Raw genomic sequence first — 23,837 nt, forward strand, 5'->3', positions numbered from 1 at the left:
ATAAAAAATTAGCCCGCGATAAAATCATAAATTTTGTTGAAAGATCGGCTATTAAAGGATTGAATAGCAGCTATTGGTTTTTTGCGGAAAATAATAAAGCAATGACAACACAAACGACGGGTTGGAAATCCGCATTTACAGCATTTTTAGATCGACGTGCATTGATCATGCTGTTCTTGGGTTTTTCAGCAGGCATTCCCATTCTGCTCATCTTCTCCAGTTTATCACTTTGGTTAGGCGAAGCGGGCATTAGTAAAAGCGCGGTGACGTTTTTTAGTTGGGCAGCCTTGGGCTACTCCTTCAAATTTGTCTGGGCACCACTCATTGATGAATTGCCAGTACCATTTTTGACCAAACTATTAGGTCGACGCCGTGCATGGTTGCTCATTGCACAAATTCTAATTATTTGCGCCATTGCCATTATGGCATTTTCAGATCCTGCATTAGGGCAAAGTCATATTCATCAAATGGCGTTGGGCGCTGTACTACTTGGTTTTTCTGCTGCAACACAAGATATTGTCATTGATGCCTATCGTATTGAGCTGGCTGAAACACAGCTGCAAACCGTATTGGCATCGACCTATAACGCGGGTTACCGTATTGGGATGATCGTGGCGGGTGCGGGTGCGCTGTTCCTTGCTGCGTATTTAGGTACAGCCAAAGGCAACTATATATACGATGCTTGGAAATGGACGTATTTAGCGATGGCTGCGGTCATGTTGGTGGGTATTATGACTACCTTATGTATTCGTGAGCCTCAGGTTGATCGTGTCCGTAAGCATTATGTACGCACGGATTATTTCCGTCTTGTAGCGGTGTTTTTCTTATCCGTACTTGCTTTTGTTCTCAGCTATATTTACTCAGGCAATATCGTCAATCACACTGTTGAACAGTTTGCCATTACCGATACATTCGCACTCTTTTGCTTTGAAGCTTTACGTTTTATTGGTTCAGGCGTAATGGCTTTTGCAATTGGCGCAAGCTTGGTGAAAATGGGCGCTGTTAATAAACAGATGGCGTATGAAACTTGGGTCAATCCGATCGCTGACTTCTTTAAACGTTATGGTTTAAAACTGGCATTGGTGTTGTTGTTGCTCATTGGTTTTTATCGCATTTCCGATATTATTGCCGGTGTGATTTCCAATGTGTTCTACCAAGATCTAAACTTTAGTAAAGAGCAAATTGCGGAAGCAGTCAAAGTCTATGGTGTGATTTTCTCGCTGCTAGGCGGTTTCTTAGGCGGCTTGCTCGCACAAAAGATGAACATTATGAAATTGATGTTTGTCGGTGCAATTCTCGCCTGTGCGACCAACTTAATTTTTATTGGTTTAGTCAAATCAGGTCAGCCTTTAAAACCCGTTCAGATTTCAGTTGCGAATCAGACCTATCAGACTGAAACAGATGAAGTGGGTTATTGGAACATTAAGATTCCAAGCGAAGTGTTGGCACAAGACAAAGCGATTCAAGTGACGACTGCCTTTGCCAATGAAGCCACTGCAACGCAAGCACCTGTCACGGTATCAATGCCGTATTTAATCCAACAGAATGGCAATGCACAGCTGCAAATTTTACCGATTACCAGTGATAACACGATTACGCTGCATGAGCAGGATGCCACGATTGTGATACGTGGTCAGTATTTGGGGCAAGCGTTAACAGCGGAGCAAAAGATTGTCCTTGAGCTGAATGATGAACGTATTGATGCCAAAGTGGATGAACAAGGCGTCTTTACCGCAGCGATTGTTGCACAAAAACTCAAAGATGCACCGACACATCTGTTGAGTGCGGTGTTGTTGCAGAATGATCAAGCCTTACAACAAGTGACACATGTCTATCAAGCCAATGATCATTTGACCACAGCGCAAGATTTGGATATCAACATTGAGCCGATTGCTGCGATTGATCCCAATAGTAACAGCATGATTGAAGTGACCGGTAAAGTAGTTGAACCCTACAGTAAAGCATGGCTTTATTTTGCGATTATTGTCGATAACCTTGCTGCAGGTTTGGCGGGTGCTGCCTTTATTGCCTTTTTATCAAGTTTAACCAGTGTTTCATTTACCGCAGTACAATATGCTATTTTTAGCTCACTCATGACCTTAACCCCTAAGATTTTAGGTGGCTATTCGGGTACTATTGTCACCAATATTGGTTATCCAAAATTCTTCCTCATGACCACCTTGATTGGTATTCCCATTTTAATTTTGGTGGTTTGGGTGGCAAAATTATTGGGTGAACATCAACGTCAATCGATTCATAAGGATGAATAATATGCGCATGCTGCATACCATGTTACGCGTAGGCAATTTAGAACAGTCATTAGCGTTCTATACTGAAGTGCTTGGTATGACTTTACTTCGTAAACGTGATTATGAAGAAGGTCGTTTCACTTTGGCATTTGTCGGTTATGGCGATGAAGAAAATCATACTGTGCTTGAGCTGACGCATAACTGGGATACCACAAGTTATGATTTAGGCAATGGCTATGGTCATATTGCACTTTCGGTAGATGATGCTTACCAAGCGTGTGAAGAGATTAAAGCGCGTGGCGGTAACGTGGTTCGTGAAGCGGGTCCAATGAAAGGCGGTACAACCGTAATCGCATTTGTTGAAGATCCAGATGGTTATAAAGTTGAACTCATTCAACAAGACCATAATGCACGTAACAACTAAGTTTAGTTGTAAGCGAATGAGATGAAAACAAGCTTGAGGGAATTTCATCTATTGCATTAAATAGTCTCATCCTCAAAGGTGCCCGGAATCTGCTAAGATGACCGGGCATTTTTACGGCACAAAATAAGATGAGGGATAGGAAAGGATGCTTAAATTATTGGCATTAGATCGCTTCACCATACTGCTATTTGTGATGGTGATTCTGGCCAGTGTAATGCCGGTCTCGGGACAAGCTGCTGACGTTTTTGGCTCAATTACCACAGTTGCGATTGCCATTTTATTTTTTTTACATGGTGCAAAATTGTCACGTGAAGCCGTGTTAGAGGGCTTAATGCACTGGAAATTGCATGGCTTGGTCTTCGCCTTTACCTTTGCGCTCTTTCCAATTTTGGGCTTGCTGGCAAAACCAATTTTATTGCCGATGTTGGGACAAGAACTCTATTGGGGCTTTTTGTTCATGTGTTTCTTGCCATCGACTGTACAATCCTCGATTGCTTTTACTTCTGTGGCGCAGGGTAATGTTGCTGCAGCGGTATGCAGTGCCTCGTTTTCGAATATTATCGGGATGCTGATCACGCCGTTATTGGTGGCTTATTTTATCTTGGGGCAGTCGACACATAATTTTGATCCGACCTCATCCATTCTACAAATTACCTTATTGCTGCTAGTGCCCTTTATTCTAGGGCAACTGCTACGTCCTTGGGTTTTCCCACAAATGAAAAAAATGCCGAAGATCGTTAAGGTGTTTGATCAAGGCTCCATTTTAATGGTGGTTTATGGTGCATTTAGCAGTGCGGTCGTGGCAGGGTTATGGCAGCAAGTCAGTTTAAGTACGTTGTTTGCATTAATGGTTGCATGTTCATTATTGTTGACCATTATTATGCTGCTTACGCTATATATCCCACGCGCTTTGGGCTTTAATCGTGCGGATCAAAAAGCAATATTCTTTTGTGGTTCAAAAAAGACCTTGGCGAGTGGCGTACCAATGGCGCAGATTTTATTTATTGGGCAGCCGCTCGGTATGATTGTCTTGCCGATTATGATTTTCCACCAAATTCAATTGATGGTGTGCGGTATCATTGCCAATATGTGGTCAAAACACAGTGACGTGCGGATTGAAGAATAATTCGCATATTCGCATCGCTTGACGTATAATACTGTCCACTTGTTGTGCTTAGCTCTGACGGTATCCGTCTCGGTGGGCCAAAAGAATGGTCTGTTATGGTGTTGATCTGCTTAATTTAAGCTTTCCTCATTTATTGAGAGTGATCAATAGCGATGACAGCTAAACCTTCTTGAATCTAATGGAGAATCGACCATGCGTGCCGATATTCACCCAAAATACGAAACTTTAGTTGCTACTTGTTCATGTGGTAACGTTATCGAAACTCGTTCTGCACTTGGTAAAGAAACAATTTACCTAGACGTATGTTCAGCTTGCCACCCATTCTACACTGGTAAACAGAAGAATGTTGACACTGGCGGTCGTATCGATAAATTCAAACAACGTTTTGCTGGTATGTCACGTTCTGTTAAACGTTAATACCCAAAATGAAGAAAACGGGCTTTATGCCCGTTTTTTTGTGCCTGCTATTTACTGCATTGAATCGCGCAGTAAATAGCAAAGCGAAAACTTAGTGTTCTTGAATATCAATCAGATGATCCAGCTTTTTCTGGAAATAATCACCTTGAATAAAGCGTGCCTCGACATTCCATGCATTCGCAAATAGCGTCATATCATTCAACTCGCGCATAATAATATTCAATGGTTTAATTTCATTGAAAGCAGTGATTTTTTCTTGCAACGTTTCAATCTCAGTATCTGATTTGAGCATATTGGTCAGCTTACGATCGAGTGTTAATGCCGACACCTGAATCTCTTTTAAAAGATTCGCACTGTACATTGATGCGCCAAAGTCACGAACCGCGATACGCGCGCCATGTTCATGCAATACACGGATATATTTCTGTGCATCCTCTTTATTCATCATAATATCTTCTTCAGAGAACTGAAGCGTCAATGGCTGATCCAATTTACTACGAATAATGGTAATCAGTTTAGAGATAAATTCAGGGAAGCTACGATCATTAAATAAGACAGCTTTGTTTAAATTGACAATTAAACGTGCTTCAGGATATTGAGTAATAAAGTTATGCAGTTGCTTACATGACTCAACCAAAATCCAGCGATCAAGTTTAATCGACAGTTCAGGGTCTTCTGCGAGTTCACGTAAACTTGAAATATCGTGCCACTTATTTTCATAAATAAAGCCGCTGGTCACTTCATAGACATAAAGATCGGAATCTTGTTTGTCATAAAGCTGTTGATATTTCAGCAAAATATCACCGCGCTCTAGGCATTCACGTAACGCAAATAAAATGGAAACGGAACCTGTCGCTAAAATACCTGATGATTGACTTTCCTGTGGCTTAATCGTATCAGTAGGTCGTTCTTCAAGACTAAATTCAATTTTAGGGGTTGGCGTTGGTGCTTGAATATCAAGGCTAAATTCTGCAGATTGTTGATTTTGCGGTAAAGCAGTATCAAAGGCTTTGGCAATCACTTGTTCTAAATGCGCATCATCACGGATATCGCTGTCTAGAATGTGATAACCCATACGCAATTTGAGTGGATACGCACTGTTATTGGCGTTTAGCAACTGAGGTTTAGCCAACGCAGATAAACTAATTAATTTTGAGTCGAGTACCGCAGGCGAGTCCGCTTGGAACAAGCCAATATAGGCTTGGTGATCCAGCTTAAATAACGGTACATGCGTTTGATCTTTGAGGAAGTTTTTAATGCCGTCAAAGTATGCAGAGAAAGTTGCCCAATCTGCATGTAAAACTTCAGATTCCACTGCAGCCAGTGAGAAGATGACCAAGGCATTGATTGGCGCGGGATCTTTCGCAATTTCTCGTTTTAACTGTTGAAGCGTACTTGGTTTCCCGATTTGATTTGCAGGGCTTGGCGCTGTGGCTGCTGATGTTTGCGTATCAATGGTGATCTGCAAGGCATCTTCTTCAACATTGGATGCTAAAAATTCGAGCTTAAGCGGATTCGCAGCCGTGAGATTGGCGTTATTACTGTTGATCTCCAAGCCACCTAAATCAAATTGACCTTGCGAGATCTTTTTAAAGCGAGTCTTAAACTCATTTAAATCTTGTGGTTGCAACATGTCGAGCAGTGGCAAACCGATAATGTCATCTTCAGACGTTAAGCCAAATAATTTTAAGTAATCTTCATTGGCTTGAATATGAATCCCTTCTTGGATCACGGCAATGGCTTTATTGCTTTCTTCTACAAGCGTTTGTGCTTGGCTTTGTGCTGTTTCAAGTTCTGCCATTAAATGCGCTTGCGTTTGAACAAGACGACTAAATGAAAGCGCGCGCACTAAACCTAAATAGAAACGTTGAGCGAAATCCAAATTTAGAATATCAAAAATCCCTTTTTGCACATACTGCGCGTATTGCTCAGGTTGATAGTCATCCGGTTTTAATAAAATAATCGGTAAATTGGGTTGATTGGACAAACGCACAATACTCAATGCTTGCTCATATTTTAAGTCATAAGCTCGACCAAAAATAATCAAATCCCAATTAAAATTCAGTTGTTTTTCAAAATTTTGCAAATCATCAAGGAGTACAGCATCGACTTGATATTCATTTGAAGTTAATAGATCGCGAATTTGATTAAATCGAATCTGATTATCATCGATAATGAGTAAACGTGTTTCGCTACGTTTTAACTTTTTTGACAATAATGGATTTCTCACTTCAATGCTTCCCATAAATCATTGTTTCTAATTTCATTCAATTGCTTGGCGATAAAATTTTTCACCAAAGGCTCTTCCTGATCATTGAGTAATTCATAATCAAAACGCATAAAGCTTTGTGTAATGAGCTGTGCTTGGGTTAAATAAATTTTCAGTTCATTTTGATCCAAACGCAGATGAATGGTTTGTTTTTCCTTAAAGGTATGTATGCCTGAGACAATAATGCTGGTCGAGACTTGATCAAGCTGCGTGGTTTGGATAATCAGTGCGGGTTGATAGTTAATGGTGTTTTTATCGGTGCGGGCATACACCGCGCATGGAAATAAATCCTGTGCAAGAATTTCTAAACCCAGTTCTAAGCTTTTTTCAGTCGATTGCTTAATCCAGCGAATCACACCACCGCGCCATTGGCTTTGGGTGTTTTCCTGTACCAAAATAAATTCACCGGTTTTAAGATTGGCAGGGGTGATCCCTGTCCATTTAATCCGATAACCATTCACACTAATATCCAGAACTTCAGCGTTATGAATCTGTTTTGCTTCGCGATCTAATGCCTTAATACTACTAAACGCACTTGGTAAAACAGCTTCAGCGGAACTAGCCATACTGCTTTGGCTTTGGAATTTATAATTGGTCGCGACGGTATTTAAGGTCTCTTGGAAGTTTTTACCCTTAGATAGATAAAAATGTGCTGCTGTTAAGCCAAAGCAAATATTAATTTGCGCAGAATACTCATAACGTTCATGGCGACGTTCAGCCGTGGTCGACAATAAGGTGTGTAAATGAAAATGCAGAGCAGGTGTTAAAAAGAGTTTTTCATTCCGACTTAAACTTTGATTATTCTTCGATTGGGCTGTCGAAATATGTTCCATTAAGTTTTGCGTTGAAATAAAAATATTGGCTTTGTAGTGACTGCCTTGGCGCGTATTAAATAGTGGGGGATGATCTTTACTTGAGTCTACGATATAACGCGATAAAGTCGATTCTTTTGGTAAAATTTGAATCAGTTTTGCCCACTCGAAACTACATAAGAACAAGCCTTGAATTTCAGCTGGACGAATCTGATGAGTATTAAAAATTTCTAAAATGATCAATTGGGCATAGGCTTGCGCGATGTTTTGAATATCATGCTGCGTACCCAGCACTTGATTGATATTGCTGACATAAAAATCATGCTGCATGGCACATTCAATCAGTTGATGTGCCGCTAACCATTGCCCCATAACAGGTGAGCTATACAACATATGCTGTTGATACAACAGTAAACTCAGTTGCTGCAACGCATAATAAATTGATACCATGCGTGCTGTTTCAAGGCGTTTTTTAAAACTCAGTTTAAAAATGGAAAACTTGTATTCATTGAGCTGTAACTGACAGCGTTTCGCAATATCAATATAAATTTTGGCAAAGTGACTACGCAGCAACATCGCCAATTCAATGATTTGATCATTGCGATCGGTGGTAATTAAGCCTTGATTGACAAAATGTTTTTCAAGGCTGGTCAATACATTTTCGAGGGTGGGGTGTAAAACCTGAATCAGATCAAATCTTAAGCTTTCTTCACAATCAAGTTCAGCAATTTCTAAGAGCGCACTAAACAAAGACTTAGAGGATGTCCCTAATTGTAAAATAGAGATACCTGAGACCCATTCTTGCAACGCTTTGGCACTGGTGTGACAAAAGCTCAGCTGAGCCCGTTTCTTTTCCGTCGGTGTTTGAAAAATATCAGAAGTATGTGTGCTCATCTTTATTATTTAACTCGAAAATGTTGAAACCCCAAAAAGCGGTGTCTTATTTTTTTCGCCCGCTATTTCCCGTACCAATTTAGGAACCAAATATCCCGGAAGGCTCGCTAAAAGCTCGGTATAAATTGTATTGATTAGATCAGGATCTAAATCAAAATGATGTGCGCCTTTGACTTTATCAAGGACATGTAAATAATACGGCATCACACCTGCATCGAATAAACGATAGCTTAAATCGGTGAGAACTTCTGCAGAATCATTGACCCCACGCAATAATACGGCTTGGTTCAGCACCGTGATTTTGTGTTCAGATAACTGATTAAGTTTAGAACAAGTAAAATCATCTAATTCTGATGCATGATTTGAGTGTACCACTAGAATAATGCGTAGCCTACTGTTTTTTAACACGCTTAAGAGTTCATCATCGATTCGATTTGGGATCACAATCGGCACACGTGAATGAATTCTTAAGAATTTAAGTTGAGGCAAGCTCTCGAGTCGTTCAATCCATAATTGCAATTTTCGATTCGATAAAGTCAGCGGATCGCCACCACTTAAAATCACTTCATTAATATCGGTTTGGCTCTCAATATAGCTTTTAATATTGAGCCAATCGTCATTTTTAGGCAGATTTTCTTGATAGGGAAAATGACGACGGAAACAGTAACGACAATGAACGGCGCACGCACCCGTTAAAGTCAGTAAAAAACGTGATTTATATTTATGCAGTACACCGGGTTGCTGGTTGGCTTGTTCTTCGCCTAAGGGGTCAGTCACAAAACCCGGGTAATCTTCAAGCTCAAGATGATGCGGCAATACTTGCAATAAAAGCGGATCTAAGGGATTACCCACTTGCATTTTTCCGACGAATGCACGCGGCACACGTAATTTAAATTGTTCAGTGGCTAAAATTGCCCCTGACAATAAATCCTCAGCGGATAAATTTAAAAGTTGTAAAAGCTCCTGAGGGTTGGTCACAAGGTCGCTGAGTTGAGATTGCCAATGTTGCTCTTGATATAAAAACTGTGTCATGCCTGATCTATAACTATGTCGGGAGGGCGCAAATACATGCTCAATCACCATATTTTAACAGAATGTCGCCTCACAAAATTCGTCTAAATTGAGGAAAGCCTAGATTTACAACACTGACGATAGATTCAAGATAAGACAGCATTTTCTAAATTTGAATGTCACGATTCTACAAGAAAATTTATGTATGGGCGTAACTTAGACAGCTTCATGCTTGGAAACTAGATTTTTTCATTGCGGCATGGTGTATTGCTCATTTAGAATACGCATCATTAAATGAATGTGCATGTGGCACACTATGTTCGGGGCATGCCTGCTAATGAATGACCCCAGAACTGCCCATAGCATCAATAGATTAAAGTTAGTAAGTTTGGAGTGAGCCAATCATGGCCTATTATTCTACGAACGATTTCAAGTCTGGCCTTAAGGTTATGCTTGATGGTAACCCATGTTCAATCATGGAAAACGAATACGTAAAACCAGGTAAAGGCCAAGCGTTCAACCGTGTTAAATTACGTAACCTTCGCAGCGGTAAAGTACTCGAAAAAACCTTTAAATCAGGTGAAAACTTAGAAGCTGCTGACATCGTAGAAGTAGAAATGGAATACTTGTACAACGATGGCGAACTTTGGAACTTCATGGATCCTGTTACATTTGAACAAATCGCAGCTGACAAAACAGCAATGCGCGATGCGGCTAAATGGTTAAAAGACGATTCAAACGAAAAATGCACGATTATGTTGTTCAATGGCGTGCCTTTAAACGTAAGCGCACCAAACTTCGTTGTGCTTAAAATCGTTGAAACTGATCCAGGTGTACGTGGTGATACTTCAGGCGGTGGCGGTAAACCTGCTAAACTTGAAACTGGTGCAGTTGTACGTGTTCCATTATTTGTACAACAAGAAGAAAGCGTTCGTGTAGATACACGTACGGGTGACTATTTAGAACGTGCTTAATCGTTTAAAAATAGACTATGATCAGAAGGGATGATGTAAATCATCCCTTTTTTAATGCCAAAGTATTACAGGCAGAAAATAAGAATAAGCGTAAAGTTGCACAACAAACAGCAGGACCTCAAACAAAAAATTGCTGGTTAATCTGCAACAGATCTGAGGGATTGACATGGAAAAGATTCAACAGAAGTCAACGATGACTTCTAAAATGATTTGGCTGCTTGTTGCCATTGTAGGTGCGGTTTCATTTGGCGTACTTGCCTTAAGTCGTGGTGAAAGCGTAAATGCCATTTGGTTGGTGCTTGCAGCAGCCTGTATTTATAGTATTGCATATCGTTTTTACAGTTTATTTATTGCCAACAAAGTATTTGAGCTAGACGGACGCCGTCTCACGCCAGCGCATCGTCTGACCGATGGTCTAGATTATGTACCGACCAATAAAAGTGTTTTGTTTGGTCATCACTTTGCTGCGATTGCAGGGGCAGGTCCGTTGGTGGGTCCAATTCTTGCAGCGCAAATGGGCTATTTGCCAGGCACAATTTGGCTTTTAGTCGGTGTGGTGCTCGCAGGTGCGGTACAAGATTTCTTGGTACTGTTCATCTCGACCCGTCGTGATGGCCGTTCGCTCGGTGAAATGGCGAAGCAAGAACTCGGCTCATTTGCCGGTGTCATCGTGATGCTGGGCGCGCTTGGTGTGATGATTATCATCCTTGCGGTATTGGCGCTGGTGGTTGTGAAAGCATTGACCAACAGTCCTTGGGGCGTATTTAGTATTGCAGCCACTATTCCAATTGCGATCTTTATGGGTATTTACATGCGCTTTATCCGTCCGGGTAAAATTGCAGAAGTGTCCATTATTGGTTTCGTATTGATGATGCTTGGTATTATCTACGGTGAGAATATCGCGCAACATCCATATTGGGGTGCATTCTTTACGTTATCGGGTACAGAACTGACCTGGGCTCTAATTATTTATGGCTTTGTCGCATCCGTGCTTCCGGTGTGGTTATTACTTGCACCGCGTGATTATTTATCAACGTTCTTAAAAATTGGTGTGATTGCAGGTTTAGCGATTGGTATTGTCTTTGCAATGCCAGAGATGAAATTACCCGCTGTGACGCAATTTATTGATGGTACAGGTCCTGTCTTTGCAGGCTCAATGTTCCCATTCTTATTTATTACCATTGCTTGCGGTGCGATTTCAGGTTTCCACGCTTTAGTCTCTTCAGGCACAACCCCCAAATTGGTCAATAACGAACGTGATATTCGTGTGATTGGCTATGGTGGTATGTTGATGGAATCTTTCGTTGCCATCATGGCGCTCATTTGTGCTGCAGTGCTTGATCCGGGTATTTACTTTGCCATTAACTCACCTGCTGCATTGTTAGGTACAACGGCTGAAACTGCTGCTGAAGCGGTGCGTACACTTGGGTTTGTCGTAACACCTGAAGCTTTAACCATGTTGGCACATGAAGTGGGTGAAAGCTCGATTCTGTCGCGTACAGGTGGTGCACCGACCTTCGCCATTGGTATGGCGCATATCATTTCAGAGATTTTCAATAGCCGTGCCATGATGTCATTTTGGTATCACTTTGCCATTCTGTTTGAAGCACTCTTCATCTTAACAGCGGTAGATGCAGGTACACGTGCATGTCGTTTTATGGTGCAAGATACAGTCGGTATTGTGATTCCTGCGGTAAAAAAATCATCTTCATTTGTAGGAAACTTGATTGGTACAGCAGTCGCTGTAGCAGGTTGGGGCTTCTTCGTCTATCAAGGTGTAGTTGATCCGCTGGGTGGGATTAACAGTTTATGGCCACTCTTCGGTATCGGTAACCAAATTTTAGCCGCAATGGCGCTGATTTTAGGTACGGTCATTTTGTTCAAAATGAAGAAAGAAAAATATGTTTGGGTGACCATCATTCCAACTATTTTCTTATTCATCACCTCAATGACAGCCGGTTGGCAAAAGATTTTCCATGAAAATCCAAAAATTGGTTTCTTGGCACAATCTGAACGTTTTAATAATGCAATTGCCAATAATGAATTGTTAGCACCTGCAAAAAATATGGCAGAAATGCATACAGTGGCAGTGTCTAATCAGATTAATGCAGGTTTATGTGCATTCTTTATGATTGTTGCGATTGTGATGCTCATTGCTTCCATTAAAGTGGTTCGTCGTGCATTGGCAAATCCTGAACCCTCAGTTAATGAAGGTGAAGCGATTTACCGCGATCCTGAACATATTAAGGCGCAAGCGCACCATTAAGGAGATGGGCATGAATCTTAAATTTGCTAAAAGTGGTAAAACGATGATTTATAAAATCATCAAAATGACCGTGATGTCGCAAAAAGATTTAATTCTCAATCCGAAGAATTGGTCGAGTATTGCAACTTTGTGGCAACGTTTACAGCAAAGCTTCCGTTTGATGGTTGGAGTTCCTGATTATCAAACTTATTTGGAACATATGCGTAAGCATCATCCTGATTTGGAAGCGATGGATGCCAAGACTTTTTATCGTCACTGCGTGGATGCACGTTATCCATCAGCAGGTGGGGATATGAAGAAATGCCCTTGTTAAGTTTATGATTTAGAAAAAAACGCCTTTCGGGGCGTTTTTTATTTGCTTAAATTTTGAGTGATGCGTTAGTCTTTAGAGATCGAATAACAAGATAAAAAACATGTCTGATTTTGTAGAAGTTTTTAAAATGATTTTGGAAAATCCATCACCATTGCTCATTTGTATGGTTGTCTCTGTTTTAGTCATCTATAAATCAAGAGATTTATTGGATATATTTTTTCAGTTAAAAGATATTAATAAGAAAAGAATCATACAAAGACTTGAAGAGACAAAGACTTTGAGTGAAAAAAATTATTTAGATTCAAGTTTAAATCGCAACTATGACCGTTTTTGTGAGGAAGCACAAATACATGCGATTATCGGTTGTCGGTATTGTTCTAAGGAGATGGCTAAATATATTTTAACGCGTAAAAATATTAGTAGAGCAATCAGAATTTATCATCGTGTTAAAGATAATGTGGAAGTAAAAGATGGCAAAATTATGCCAATAACTCCAATGAAAAATTGGAGAATTAAACTTAATAGTTAACCCGAATCGCGGATAAGAAATTAACTTGAAAAATAGAAGGACTAGAGCCATCAGTTGAGTTACCACACAAAACTTAAAACTCTAGTCCCGATGTTTAATAGTACCGAATTATTTTGCTTAATTGATGATTTCTTTCTTAAATTTGAAGCAACCTACTGGAATTTTCTTAAGCAAAGTAATCGTTCCTTAAGAATCAGAACTGCTCATTTAACCATTTCAGAAATCTGTTTTATCGCTATTTGGTACAAATGTTCTCATTTCAATAATTTCAAAGCATTTTTCATTTGGTTAAAAGAAGATAAAAACCATTTATTTAAGTATTTGCCTTGCTATCAAAGGATGATTCATCTGATCAATATGCACCAATTGGCTCTACACGCTTTACATGTGGTGCTGATGAAAGACCAAGGTACACAATATTTATGGATTGATTCAACAACTCTGCCAGTTTGTAAAAATCAACGTATTCAACGCCATAAATCTTTAGCTAAAATTGCATCTCGTGGTAAAAGTTCAATGGGCTGGTTTTATGGCTGTAAATTGCACATTGCAATGAACCAATTTGGTGAAATTGCTTGTTCTGCTTTATCGAATGGACATGTTGCTGACATAAAAATGGTTGAGAGACTCGTTAAAGAGGTGGAAGCAAAGTTGTATGGAGATCGTGGCTATATTAGTCAAGAACTGAAGATTAGATTAAAAGAGCAAGGCATTGATTTAATTACCTATCATCGAAAAAATATGCAGGCTACACAACTTTCTGAGTCAGATAAATATCACTTAAAACAGCGCAATAAGATAGAGACTTTATTCAGTTTATTGAAAGGTCAGTACAATTTAGTGACAAGCAAAGCACGTAGTGTTCATGGATTTCTAGGAGGGATTTACGCGTCCTTGTGTGCATATCAACTGATCCATAAAAATAAGCCAACAATTCAAATTATGGAGTCATCGGCTTAAACAGGATTCGGGTTAGTTATGGCGGTATATTTTTTTATATTTCATTTATCTTGCTTGGAGCAGCCCCATTCATATTGGTTATGATGGGTAAATTGTTTAAAGTGAATATGAGTCTATCATCTTCATACTATTTAGATGCATCCATCATTTTTAGTCTATTCTTTATCATGGGTTTTATTTCACTGTATCAAAGCCTTAAACCTGAATTTTCAGCATTGTTTTGTGAGTTAGAAGCCAATGAAATTGATTTAACCATCTGTGATTCAGAAGATAAAGCAGCCTAAATAAAAAAATAAGTATTGTAGTAAAAAAATTACAATCTTTAGAAAAAGCATAAACTTGTGTATGTTAATAAAATGATAAAAATGATTCGGAGAGTAGTGTGATTTGGGGCATGAAACAAAAAGAAAATGCTGACTTAAGACAACAAAATGAAATGCTCGAGCAGAAAATAAAGGCTTTTGCCCCTCAAATCCAACGATTCCTCAGTGAAATTAACGCCATTGTATTAGACAAAGAGCAGCAAACAACGTTAGCGTTATGCTGCTTAATTGCAGGTGGGCATGTTCTATTCGAGGACTTACCTGGCCTTGGTAAAACCACGTTGGCGAGTAGCTTGGCTCATTTAGCAGATTTAAAGTTTCAACGAATTCAATTTACCAATGACATGCTGGCAAGTGATGTAATTGGCATTAATATGTTTAATCAAAAAGAACATCAATTTGAGTTTAAGCAAGGTCCAATTTTTACTCAAATCTTACTCGCTGATGAAATTAATCGCTCTAGTCCTAAAACGCAAAGCGCACTTTTAGAAGCGATGGAAGAAGGGTTTACCACGGTGGATGGTCATCGTTATGAATTACCCAAACCATTTTGGGTCATAGCCACACAAAACCCATTATTTCAAAGTGGCACCTATGCTTTGCCCGAGTCACAACTTGATCGTTTCCTGATGCGGCTATCTTTAGGTTATCCATCAAGGCAAGCGGAGAAAGTTTTATTACAACAAGAATCGCGAGCGGCTTTAATTTCGATGCTGACGCATGTCTTTCATGAGCAAGATATTTTGCAATTACAAAGTCTTGTACAGCAAATTTTTGTCAGTGATGTAATGCAAGATTATTTACTCGATTTGGCGGCAGAAACACGTAAAAAACGTCATGGACTCTCCACCCGTGGACTATTGGCATTGAAACGCGCTGCACAAGCTTATGCATTGATTCAACAACGTGCCTTTGTTACGCCTGATGATATACAAGCCGTATTTGTAGCAGTCGCATCGCATCGTATTGGTTTAAGTGAAATTGAAACTGCGCAACTTTTGCAACACGTCGCTGTGAGCTAAAAGGAGCATTATTGTGTCCAAAGCTTGGCAAATGTGGCTAAAAAAACGCTTTCAATATCATCAGCCTAAAACGTTATCACAACGCGATGTATTAGTTTTTATCTATCGGCAAGGTTATTTATATCTTGTTCTTATTTTTATCAGTTTTATTGCGGGTGTGAATTATGCCAATAATCTGATTTTAGGTTTTTGTTTTCTCGTCAGCGCCGTCTTATGTATTAGTTTTTATCTGACTTTTAAACAGTTACATGGTTTGAAAATAGAATTGGTCGCAGAGGAGGTTGGTCAAGTCGGTCAAGCTGCACAATTACATTGCTATTTTCATCAACCGATCAAATAAGCCAGATATTTATATCTTGAATGTGGCGAGCATGTTGAAAAAATTTATCTTTCAGAAATAAGGCAGCAGATGAGTCTGACCTTTTATAGTGAAAACCGTGGGTTATTTGAATATCCAAAGATCAAACTTTATTCTGTATATCCTTTTGGATTGGTTCGGGCATGGACGTATTTTTATCATCAAAAAAAAGCATGGATTGCACCGAAGGCAGAATTGGTATCGACCGATCATAAGACAACCAAAAATAGCCAAGAATCCGATTTGGATGAATATCGAGAGCTGCGTAATTATCAGTTAGGAGATTCCTTACATGCGGTTTCTTGGAAACAAGTCGCACGTGGACAGGGCATGTATATCAAAGTTTTTGAGCCACATCAGGATGAGCAAAGTCTAGAGATTTGCTATGAACAAATGCCAAGTCAATCGCATGAGCAAAAACTACAATATATGATGGGTTTAGTCGAACAATGTGAACAGCAACAAGCGGCTTATCGTTTGCAATTACCGCAGGCAGAATTAGAACTCGGGGTGGGTGATCAGCAATTACATAAAGCCAAAATCTTATTGGCGCAGGCTTAAATCATGAATGCCGATATCCGTACACCGATCTTACTCAGTCTGAGTTTAATCTTACTCACTCAAGTGGCTTTTTTAGCTGTACCTTTAAGTGTTGTTTTAGCAGTTGAATTGGCTTGTTTATTCTATTATCTGAAAAAGCAAAAGCTCATTCCGAAAAAAATCACATTTTTACTGACATTAATCGCCGTTATTGCAATCTATAGCCAATATAAGAGTTTTATTGGTGTCGATGCAGGTGTGGCGGTATTAACGACATTTATGTTTGCCAAAGCATTAGAAAGTAAGAATAAACGTGATTTTATTATTCTTTTTAACTTTGCTTTGTTTGTGGCTGCCAGTTCATTTTTATATAGTCAAAGTTTTTGGATGGCATTGGCGGTTCTTCTATGTTTACTCAGTTGTATGGTGGGGCTGTATCGCATTCAGGTTTCAGAATTTGAAGCATCTATGCCTTCACAAACATCATCAGCTAAAGCACTCTTACAAGATTTAAAACATGTCGGGCGCTTTGTGGCACTGGCTTTTCCATTTTTTATTTTACTCTTCATGTTTTTCCCACGCTTGCCACCACTTTGGCATATACCAATTCCCGAAAATAAGGCAGTGACAGGCATTAGCGATAGTATGTCGCCAGGAGATATTGCATCACTCTCGCAATCGAGTGCATTGGCATTTCGGATTATTGGAGATATTCAGCGCTTACCAAAGCAGACTGATCTGTATTGGCGTGCATTGGTTTTGGATGAATATGATGGGCAAAAGTGGACGAGTCATTTTGTAAATCAACAACCAACACAAATTTCGGTCAAAAATACAGATGTTTGGAATTATCAATATTTAGCGGCTGACACATCTGTACTTTGGATTATGGGATTAGATCAGTCCATTCCGCATGAACGTTACTATTTCAATCGCCAAGATGGCAGCATTGTACCGCGTCGTCTCACACAGCGCGTTGAGCCTATATCATTACAGTGGGTGGGTACGCATGATACGATGCAACAACCTGAGTATATCTATCGAATTAATACCAAGATTCAATCCAATTTAGATTTGAAATCTCAACAACTTGCTACGCGTTTATATTCAGAAAGTCAGCAAGATGCCAAACGATATATACAGAATGTGTTGAATTGGTACAGACAAAATAACTTTGTCTATACCTTAAATCCGGGCATCTTAGGGCACAACCGAATTGATGATTTTTTATTTAATTCACGCCAAGGGTTTTGTGAACATTATGCTTCAAGTTTTGTCATGTTAATGCGTTTTGCCGGTATTCCTGCACGTGTTGTGACAGGCTATCAAGGTGGGCAGTTGGCACCCGATGGCAAGAGTTGGGAGGTAAGGCAACTGGATGCACACGCATGGACAGAAGTATTGCTCGATGGACAATGGCAAAGGATTGATCCAACCGCGGTGATTTCTGCACAACGTATTGAAAATGGTATGCAAACCTTAATGCAGCAGGATGCCAGTATTTTTGGTCAAGAAAATAGGTGGTCGCCCCATCGTTTTCAACTATTGACTAAAATGCGGATTTGGGGAGATTACGCATCGTACCAATGGCAAAGTAAAGTGGTGGGTTATAACAGTGAGTCTCAGCAAAAATGGTTTGAAAAATTAGGACTAAAATCCACCTATATGGCTATTTTGACGCTATTTAGTGCTGTGCTCTTTTTAATGTTGCTTTATTTCACTGTTATTTCTTTGAAAAAACGTCATTCCGTTTCATCTTTGGATCGTGAGATTGATCGCTTTAACAAACAATTAAGTTTTGAATTAAAAAGGCAATCGAATGAAACCTTTCGTCAGTGGCTGCAACGGATATCACTTGGTGTAGATGATGAAAAACGTATGAAGTTCATGCAAACCATACAGATTTATGATCGGGTCATGTATGCAGGGTCAGAGAAAAATGATGCAGATCTAAAGGAATTCAAAGGCTTGCTTAAATATTGTGCATTCATTTTAAAAAATAAATGAAAACACTTGTCTTTAGTTTCATATATTTATAATATGCGAAGCATTCTAGGTGTATAGCTCAGTTGGTTAGAGCGCTACGTTGACATCGTAGAGGTCAGCAGTTCGAGTCTGCTTATACCTACCAAGATACTAAAATCATAGATTGTTACATAACCTTATATGATTAACTAAGCCTTAAACTACAATAGTTTAGGGCTTTTTTATTGCCTTGTATAAGCTTGCTTGATCTCATATAACACGAAATAACTTGTACACTATTGTGTACACAGATAAATTATAGAACTCAGTGTACAAGAATTATTATTATGAAAAGATCAGAAGTAAAGGTGGGTAAACGTCTATCAGATACGACTTTAGAGGCTTTAGAGCCTGATCCTAAAGTGAGTGAATATAAAATTCATGACGGCGATCATCTTTACTTTCGTGTACAAGCGAATGGTAAGAAATCATGGGTACTCAGATATAAGAATAATGAGGGAAAGTGGGCTGTATTTGGTCTTGGATCTTATCCTAGTGTGAGTGGTGCTTTAGCAAGGAAAAAAGCAAAAGAATTTCAAATAAGGCTATTCAATGGCGAAATTATTAAAACAAAAAATGATATTCGTTTGGAGAAAAAGATAGATCAAGAATATTTATTTAAGAATTTAATGGATACATGGTTAGCCACTAAAAAAAATAATTGGGGTGAAGCTACCTATAGTAAAGCTGTTAAATCAATTGAGCGTCATATCTATCCGAAATTTGGCAATCGGAACTATCAGACAATTGAACCGAATGAATGGTTAACTTTTTTTCAGTCTTTACAGAATGATTTAGGTATCTTGACGCAAGTTGAAAAATTAACGGCTTATTGCCGTAGTGCTTATAATCTTGCTAAATTCAATCAAAAGATTACTTTCAATCCATTGGAGGGCATGACCGAGTTTTTAGCAAAACGCCAAAAGAATAATATGAAACATGTGGAGCTTGAAAAATTACCTGAATTATTAAAAGCGATCCGATCTAATCCATCACGTCCTATTGGAATTGGTTTAGAGTTAATGGTCTTACTCTTTCCACGACCATCTGAGTTAAGAGAGGCGTTATGGAGTGACTTTGATCTAGATAAGGCAATATGGGTTAAACCTGCGGAAAGAACGAAAACAGGCGTAATTCATGGCGTACCATTGCCACATCAAGCCATTACATTATTAAAAGAATTGGAAAACTATAAAACAGCGTCCGACTTTCTTTTCCCAAGTCGTGATAGTTATGAAAAGCCAGTCAGTGATATGACGTTCAATACAGCCTTAAATCGTTTGGGATATAAGAACAGACAAAATCCGCATGGTTTTAGGCATATTGCGAGTACTGCTTTAAATAATCAGTTTAGTGATAAGTCGCAAGTCGTAGAAGCTTGTTTGGGGCATATTAAGAAAGGTGTAAAAGGCGTGTATGACAAGGGGAGTCATTTTGATGAACGTATTGAGATGATGCAATGGTGGGCAGATAAAGTTAATGTAATGGAAGTCATAAAATGAAAATGGAAATAAGCACGCTTAGCATGTATGAGGTTGTCACTGAAATTATTGTGATTTATATGACTTATCCTGAAGATAAAATTAAAAGAGATCAAGCCTTCGCACGTTTTCTTACTAGTTGGATTAACAATAACTCTGAGATTGATGAACGGGCATCTCATATCACAAAATTTGCTAGAGAATATGCTGTTTTATTTCCCTTAGCTCAAAATTATAAAGATCCGAATAAAGGTTACTCATTTAATAAATTAGCTATAGTGGCAAATTTATTAATAACGTTATTTAGGTTAGATGTAAGTAATGTGTCAGTTTCTATGTATAGTGCTTACGGTTTCACTTTAGCTATGGACAAGAAAAATAAATTAGGGAAAACCAAAATAAGTGAGCGCAGATTAAAAGAGTATTGGATGGAATATAGATCAGTCGCCCATATAGCGATGTTTTTTTTATTACATGGAAGAAATGAGGTAACTCAAGAAGAGTATCCGAAATTTATATCCTCTTTATATATCCTTCAAGAGAAGTACAAGAAAATAATTAGTAAAAATAACAATTTTAGCTATGAAATTTGGGAGCTACCAAGTTTAAGCGATTTGAATTGGTCGCTAGGTAGTAGAGAGATACCACAAAGCTTCTATTCTAAAATGATTAAAAGTATCGAAATTCAACCATTTAATGAGAAGGAACTTTTATTCTTAGAAGACTCAAAAAAATTTGTAAGAAACAGTGATCAATATAAAAAAATTGTTAAATAGTGGGGGTGCAAGATTATTTTGCACTTTTTTCAGCTTAAAAAATAGATATTAAAGTGGCTTCTGTATTTCATTTGAACACATGCAGAGGCATACAATGCTGAAAAGATATAACGAAGTCTGTGATTTATTAAGTCTCTCTCGTACTGGGCTGCAAAAGCTCATGCAAAAAGATCCTCTATTCCCTACGCCTTTAAAAATGGGCGACTCTCGGCAAAGCCCTACTTTCTTTATTAAAGAAGAACTAGACGCGTGGCTAGAAACTAAAAAAGCAGAACGTAATGAGGTGACAAAATGAAAAATCTTGTCACTTTAAAGCATGGTTTGCTTATCACCACTGACCTACTCATTGCACAAGCATTTAATAAACGCCCTAGCGATGTAAAACATGCTATTCGTAAGCTTGAATGTCCTGATGAATTTCGCCAACGTAATTTTACGCTCACCTCATATCTTGATATACAAGGCAAGACACGTCCTTGTTACGAAATCACAAGAGATGGCTTCATTCTATTAGTCATGAGTTTCACAGGTAAAAAAGCGATGGACATTAAGCTCAAGTACATTGAAGCCTTTAATTTAATGGAAAAAGAGCTTCATAACTATTCTGAGATATACGAGAAGGTAGTTAGTTATTTTACATTGAGAAAAAATGAAATAAGTAGCTGTGCTAGAGAAATGGCTCATTGGAAAAGAGAGAAGCCTCATATTCAGCACAAAATTTATGAAATTGAACAGTGGTTACAACTGTCATTAGATTTGGAGCAATAGCGATGAATCAAGCTAATACAGAATTTTTTATAAAAGCTGAGGATCAAGGTGGCAGCCAAGATCCCCAATTTAATGCCTTCTTACAACATTCATGCAAAGCACTCAAAATGTCAGATCCTGAGCGTTTAGCACATCCTTTAATCATAGGATATGGAAATCCGAATGTCACGTTATACCTTGCACTTGACAACCTACCTGATGATGATCAGGTAAAAGATAGATTAGGCTTTCCATTATGGACTGACAGTACATTCACAGGGCTATTATTTAAAGCAGATTCATCTAATGAAAAGGATATACATATTGGCGAGGGAAATTTAATACTGAATATAGATGCAGATGAAAGCACTTATTTCGTCACGGATGATATGTATACCCTAATGGTATTAAGTCATGGAAAACATCCAGTACTCTTTGCAAGTCCTAATGACAGAGTGGTATTAAATGATTTTCTACAGAAGAATATTCGCCTATGTTTCATATGTGCAATTCATCAAAAAAACGATTTAAAAAGGCGTTTAAGGCATTTTAATAATGATATTCATGTCATTGGACTAAGTGAGCCAGTAACAGCATTTTCGGAGCAATACGAAGTAAACAGAGAAGTCATGGAGCTATTAAAGGCTGAAATTGATCAAAGTTGGCAAGAGCCAATCAAAATTAGTTCTGAATTGTTGCCTGTGACAAAGTTATCACCTGAAATGTTACCCTCTGAATTTGCTGATTATGTATTTGACGAAGCGAAACGTGCTGACAATATGAGTCCTGATATGGTCGCCGTATGCCTTATGACAGCCTTTGCTTCGGTAGTCGGTGCAAAAGTAGGAATTAAGCCAAAAGCTAATGATGATTGGATGATCATTCCTAATTTATGGGGTGGTATTGTTGCGCCACCGAGTAGTAAGAAGTCTCCAGCCTTTGATGCTGGTACTTATCCGATTAAGCAATTGGTCGCAGAAGCGAAAAAGAAATTCGAGAATGATATTCAGGAGAATGGTGCAGATAGCTTTGTATTAGATACAAAGATAAAGCAGTGCAAGAATAAGTTAGCAGAAGCGGTTAAATCAGAGGATAAAGAGCTAGAAAGTACTTTAAGAGCGGAGTTAATGGAGTTAGGGAAGGTCAGTACATTACAGCCAATATTGCGAAGATACAGTACAAATGATGCAACCCCTGAAGCATTGGCTGAAATTGAAAAGAGTAATCCTAATGGTATTTTGGTTTTAAGAGATGAACTTACAGGATGGTTTGATTCAGTTGATAAAGAGCCTTCAGCAAGAGCTTTTTTCTTGGAGGGTTTTGATGGAAATAAACCTTATCAGTTTGATCGAATCATACGAGGTTCAGGCTATATCGAAAATCATTGTTTAAGCATCTTAGGCGGTATACAGCCTGATAAACTTGTTACTTACTTAGAGCCAAGTATTAAAGGAAGGGGCAATGATGGGCTATTTCAACGCTTTCAATTACTGGTTTATCCTGATGAAACAGAATGGCAATACATAGATCAAAAGCCTAATGTTATTGCGCGTTCTGAGTTGGTCAATTTGTTTACGCAAATAGATAGTATGACGCTAGGCGATTTATCTAATATGGGAGCAGTGATTGATCAGGATGTGAATAGCCGACCTTATTTTAGATTCTCTGAGACAGCGCAAAAAATTTGGGTAGATTGGAGTACTAACTTAAATCAGAAGGTGATTCAAAATGAAGAATATCCAATCATTGCACAGCACTTACAAAAATATCCTAAGCTTATGGCTTCAATAGCTCTAATTTTCCATTTGTTAGAAGGTATTCGATTTGGTTCAGTAGATAGAGTTAGTGAGCAATCGGCATTGATGGCTGTAGAGTGGTGTAATTATCTTGAATCACATGCTCGCCGTATTTATGGCTTAGTCTTGAATGCGGCAACTTCTAAGGCAGCGTCATTAGGATTGCGTTTAAAGAAGTTATCATATACTGATGATTGGATAGTAAATGGATTTAAAGCGAGGGATATACAGCGCAAAAACTGGAAGTCTTTAACTGATCTTCATTCAGTAGAAGCCGCTTTGGATATTTTAGTCGACTATCATTGGTTGAATGTAAAAGAAGTCTTTACAACAGATCGTGGTGGACGACCAACGAAGCAATTTTATATAAATCCTAAAATCTATAACTGATGGAAACAGCACTGACAAAACTGACATAACTTAGGTTGTGTCGGTTTTGTCACTTGATAAAACTTGAAATTTTGATGAAATGAAGGTTTTGTCGGAATCTAAAGGGGGTTATCCAAACTAAAAGAGAGCAAGTGA

General features: G+C 38.7%; 20 protein-coding genes, 1 tRNA gene and 1 pseudogene. 19 read left to right on the forward strand and 3 right to left on the reverse strand.

Annotated features, from left to right (window positions below; translation table 11 throughout):
• The first annotated feature begins 101 nt into the window (after positions 1–101).
• The 4 genes from GFH30_RS04850 (at position 102) to rpmE (ending at position 4,216) form a co-directional block, all read left to right on the forward strand.
• The gene (locus tag GFH30_RS04850; protein WP_153371161.1) at positions 102–2,270 is read left to right on the forward strand and encodes an AmpG family muropeptide MFS transporter; all 2,169 of its coding nucleotides are present in this window, start codon (positions 102–104) and stop codon (positions 2,268–2,270) included.
• Position 2,271: 1 nt separating this feature from the next.
• Positions 2,272–2,673 (forward strand): lactoylglutathione lyase, encoded by a 402-nt coding sequence (gene gloA / locus GFH30_RS04855; protein WP_153371162.1) that lies wholly within the window; start codon positions 2,272–2,274, stop codon positions 2,671–2,673.
• 145 nt (positions 2,674–2,818) lie between these two features.
• Entirely contained in the window at positions 2,819–3,799 is a 981-nt protein-coding gene (locus GFH30_RS04860; RefSeq protein ID WP_153371163.1) for a bile acid:sodium symporter family protein, read from the forward strand.
• A 192-nt stretch (positions 3,800–3,991) separates the two neighbouring features.
• On the forward strand, positions 3,992–4,216 hold the full coding sequence (gene rpmE, locus GFH30_RS04865; RefSeq protein WP_054581467.1) for a 50S ribosomal protein L31: 225 nt from the start codon (positions 3,992–3,994) through the stop codon (positions 4,214–4,216).
• A 91-nt stretch (positions 4,217–4,307) separates the two neighbouring features.
• On the opposite strand, the gene GFH30_RS04870 is transcribed toward rpmE, so the two are convergent.
• The 3 genes from GFH30_RS04870 to epmB are packed head-to-tail and all read right to left on the reverse strand — an operon-like array spanning position 4,308 to position 9,223.
• Complete coding sequence (locus GFH30_RS04870; RefSeq protein WP_153371164.1) at positions 4,308–6,461, reverse strand: EAL domain-containing protein; 2,154 nt, start codon at positions 6,459–6,461, stop codon at positions 4,308–4,310.
• Positions 6,443–8,191, reverse strand: coding sequence for a GTPase (locus GFH30_RS04875; RefSeq protein WP_153371165.1), 1,749 nt, complete (start codon positions 8,189–8,191; stop codon positions 6,443–6,445). The genes GFH30_RS04870 and GFH30_RS04875 overlap by 19 nt, the downstream gene beginning before the upstream one ends.
• Before the next feature lie 9 nt (positions 8,192–8,200).
• Entirely contained in the window at positions 8,201–9,223 is a 1,023-nt protein-coding gene (gene epmB / locus GFH30_RS04880) for an EF-P beta-lysylation protein EpmB (protein ID WP_153371166.1), read from the reverse strand.
• 383 nt (positions 9,224–9,606) lie between these two features.
• Here epmB and efp point away from each other — a divergent pair, with 383 nt between their 5' ends.
• The 15 genes and pseudogenes from efp to GFH30_RS04955 all read left to right on the forward strand — a co-directional run bounded on the left by efp (position 9,607) and on the right by GFH30_RS04955 (position 23,702).
• Positions 9,607–10,176 carry an elongation factor P gene (gene efp, locus GFH30_RS04885; RefSeq protein ID WP_153371167.1) on the forward strand — a complete coding sequence of 190 codons (570 nt, stop codon included), beginning with the start codon at positions 9,607–9,609 and terminating at the stop codon, positions 10,174–10,176.
• 166 nt (positions 10,177–10,342) lie between these two features.
• A complete protein-coding gene (locus GFH30_RS04890; RefSeq protein WP_153371168.1) occupies positions 10,343–12,442 on the forward strand; it encodes a carbon starvation CstA family protein in 2,100 nt (699 codons plus the stop codon).
• A gap of 10 nt (positions 12,443–12,452) precedes the next feature.
• Positions 12,453–12,755 (forward strand): YbdD/YjiX family protein, encoded by a 303-nt coding sequence (locus tag GFH30_RS04895; RefSeq protein ID WP_153371169.1) that lies wholly within the window; start codon positions 12,453–12,455, stop codon positions 12,753–12,755.
• A 100-nt stretch (positions 12,756–12,855) separates the two neighbouring features.
• Positions 12,856–13,284, forward strand: a complete 429-nt coding sequence (locus tag GFH30_RS04900; protein WP_153371170.1) for a hypothetical protein — start codon at positions 12,856–12,858, stop codon at positions 13,282–13,284.
• A 90-nt stretch (positions 13,285–13,374) separates the two neighbouring features.
• Positions 13,375–14,244 carry an IS982 family transposase gene (locus GFH30_RS04905; RefSeq protein ID WP_153370362.1) on the forward strand — a complete coding sequence of 290 codons (870 nt, stop codon included), beginning with the start codon at positions 13,375–13,377 and terminating at the stop codon, positions 14,242–14,244.
• A gap of 107 nt (positions 14,245–14,351) precedes the next feature.
• Complete coding sequence (locus tag GFH30_RS04910) at positions 14,352–14,528, forward strand: hypothetical protein (RefSeq protein WP_153371171.1); 177 nt, start codon at positions 14,352–14,354, stop codon at positions 14,526–14,528.
• Positions 14,529–14,626: 98 nt separating this feature from the next.
• Entirely contained in the window at positions 14,627–15,589 is a 963-nt protein-coding gene (locus GFH30_RS04915) for an AAA family ATPase (RefSeq protein WP_406565739.1), read from the forward strand.
• Positions 15,590–15,602: 13 nt separating this feature from the next.
• A pseudogene (locus GFH30_RS04920) lies at positions 15,603–16,508 on the forward strand (DUF58 domain-containing protein).
• Positions 16,509–18,494 (forward strand): transglutaminase family protein, encoded by a 1,986-nt coding sequence (locus GFH30_RS04925; RefSeq protein WP_153371173.1) that lies wholly within the window; start codon positions 16,509–16,511, stop codon positions 18,492–18,494.
• 47 nt (positions 18,495–18,541) lie between these two features.
• Positions 18,542–18,618 (forward strand) — tRNA-Val (locus GFH30_RS04930).
• A 181-nt stretch (positions 18,619–18,799) separates the two neighbouring features.
• Positions 18,800–20,014, forward strand: coding sequence for a tyrosine-type recombinase/integrase (locus GFH30_RS04935; protein ID WP_153371174.1), 1,215 nt, complete (start codon positions 18,800–18,802; stop codon positions 20,012–20,014).
• Entirely contained in the window at positions 20,011–20,769 is a 759-nt protein-coding gene (locus GFH30_RS04940; protein WP_153371175.1) for a hypothetical protein, read from the forward strand. The genes GFH30_RS04935 and GFH30_RS04940 overlap by 4 nt, the downstream gene beginning before the upstream one ends.
• A 94-nt stretch (positions 20,770–20,863) precedes the next feature.
• Positions 20,864–21,064, forward strand: coding sequence for a helix-turn-helix transcriptional regulator (locus tag GFH30_RS04945; RefSeq protein WP_153371176.1), 201 nt, complete (start codon positions 20,864–20,866; stop codon positions 21,062–21,064).
• Positions 21,061–21,537 carry a Rha family transcriptional regulator gene (locus tag GFH30_RS04950; protein ID WP_153371177.1) on the forward strand — a complete coding sequence of 159 codons (477 nt, stop codon included), beginning with the start codon at positions 21,061–21,063 and terminating at the stop codon, positions 21,535–21,537. Before GFH30_RS04945 ends, GFH30_RS04950 begins: the two co-directional genes overlap by 4 nt.
• A gap of 2 nt (positions 21,538–21,539) precedes the next feature.
• The gene (locus tag GFH30_RS04955; RefSeq protein ID WP_153371178.1) at positions 21,540–23,702 is read left to right on the forward strand and encodes a YfjI family protein; all 2,163 of its coding nucleotides are present in this window, start codon (positions 21,540–21,542) and stop codon (positions 23,700–23,702) included.
• Positions 23,703–23,837: the final 135 nt, after the last annotated feature.

This window comes from Acinetobacter wanghuae (assembly GCF_009557235.1).
In the GTDB taxonomy this organism is placed as follows: domain Bacteria; phylum Pseudomonadota; class Gammaproteobacteria; order Pseudomonadales; family Moraxellaceae; genus Acinetobacter; species Acinetobacter wanghuae.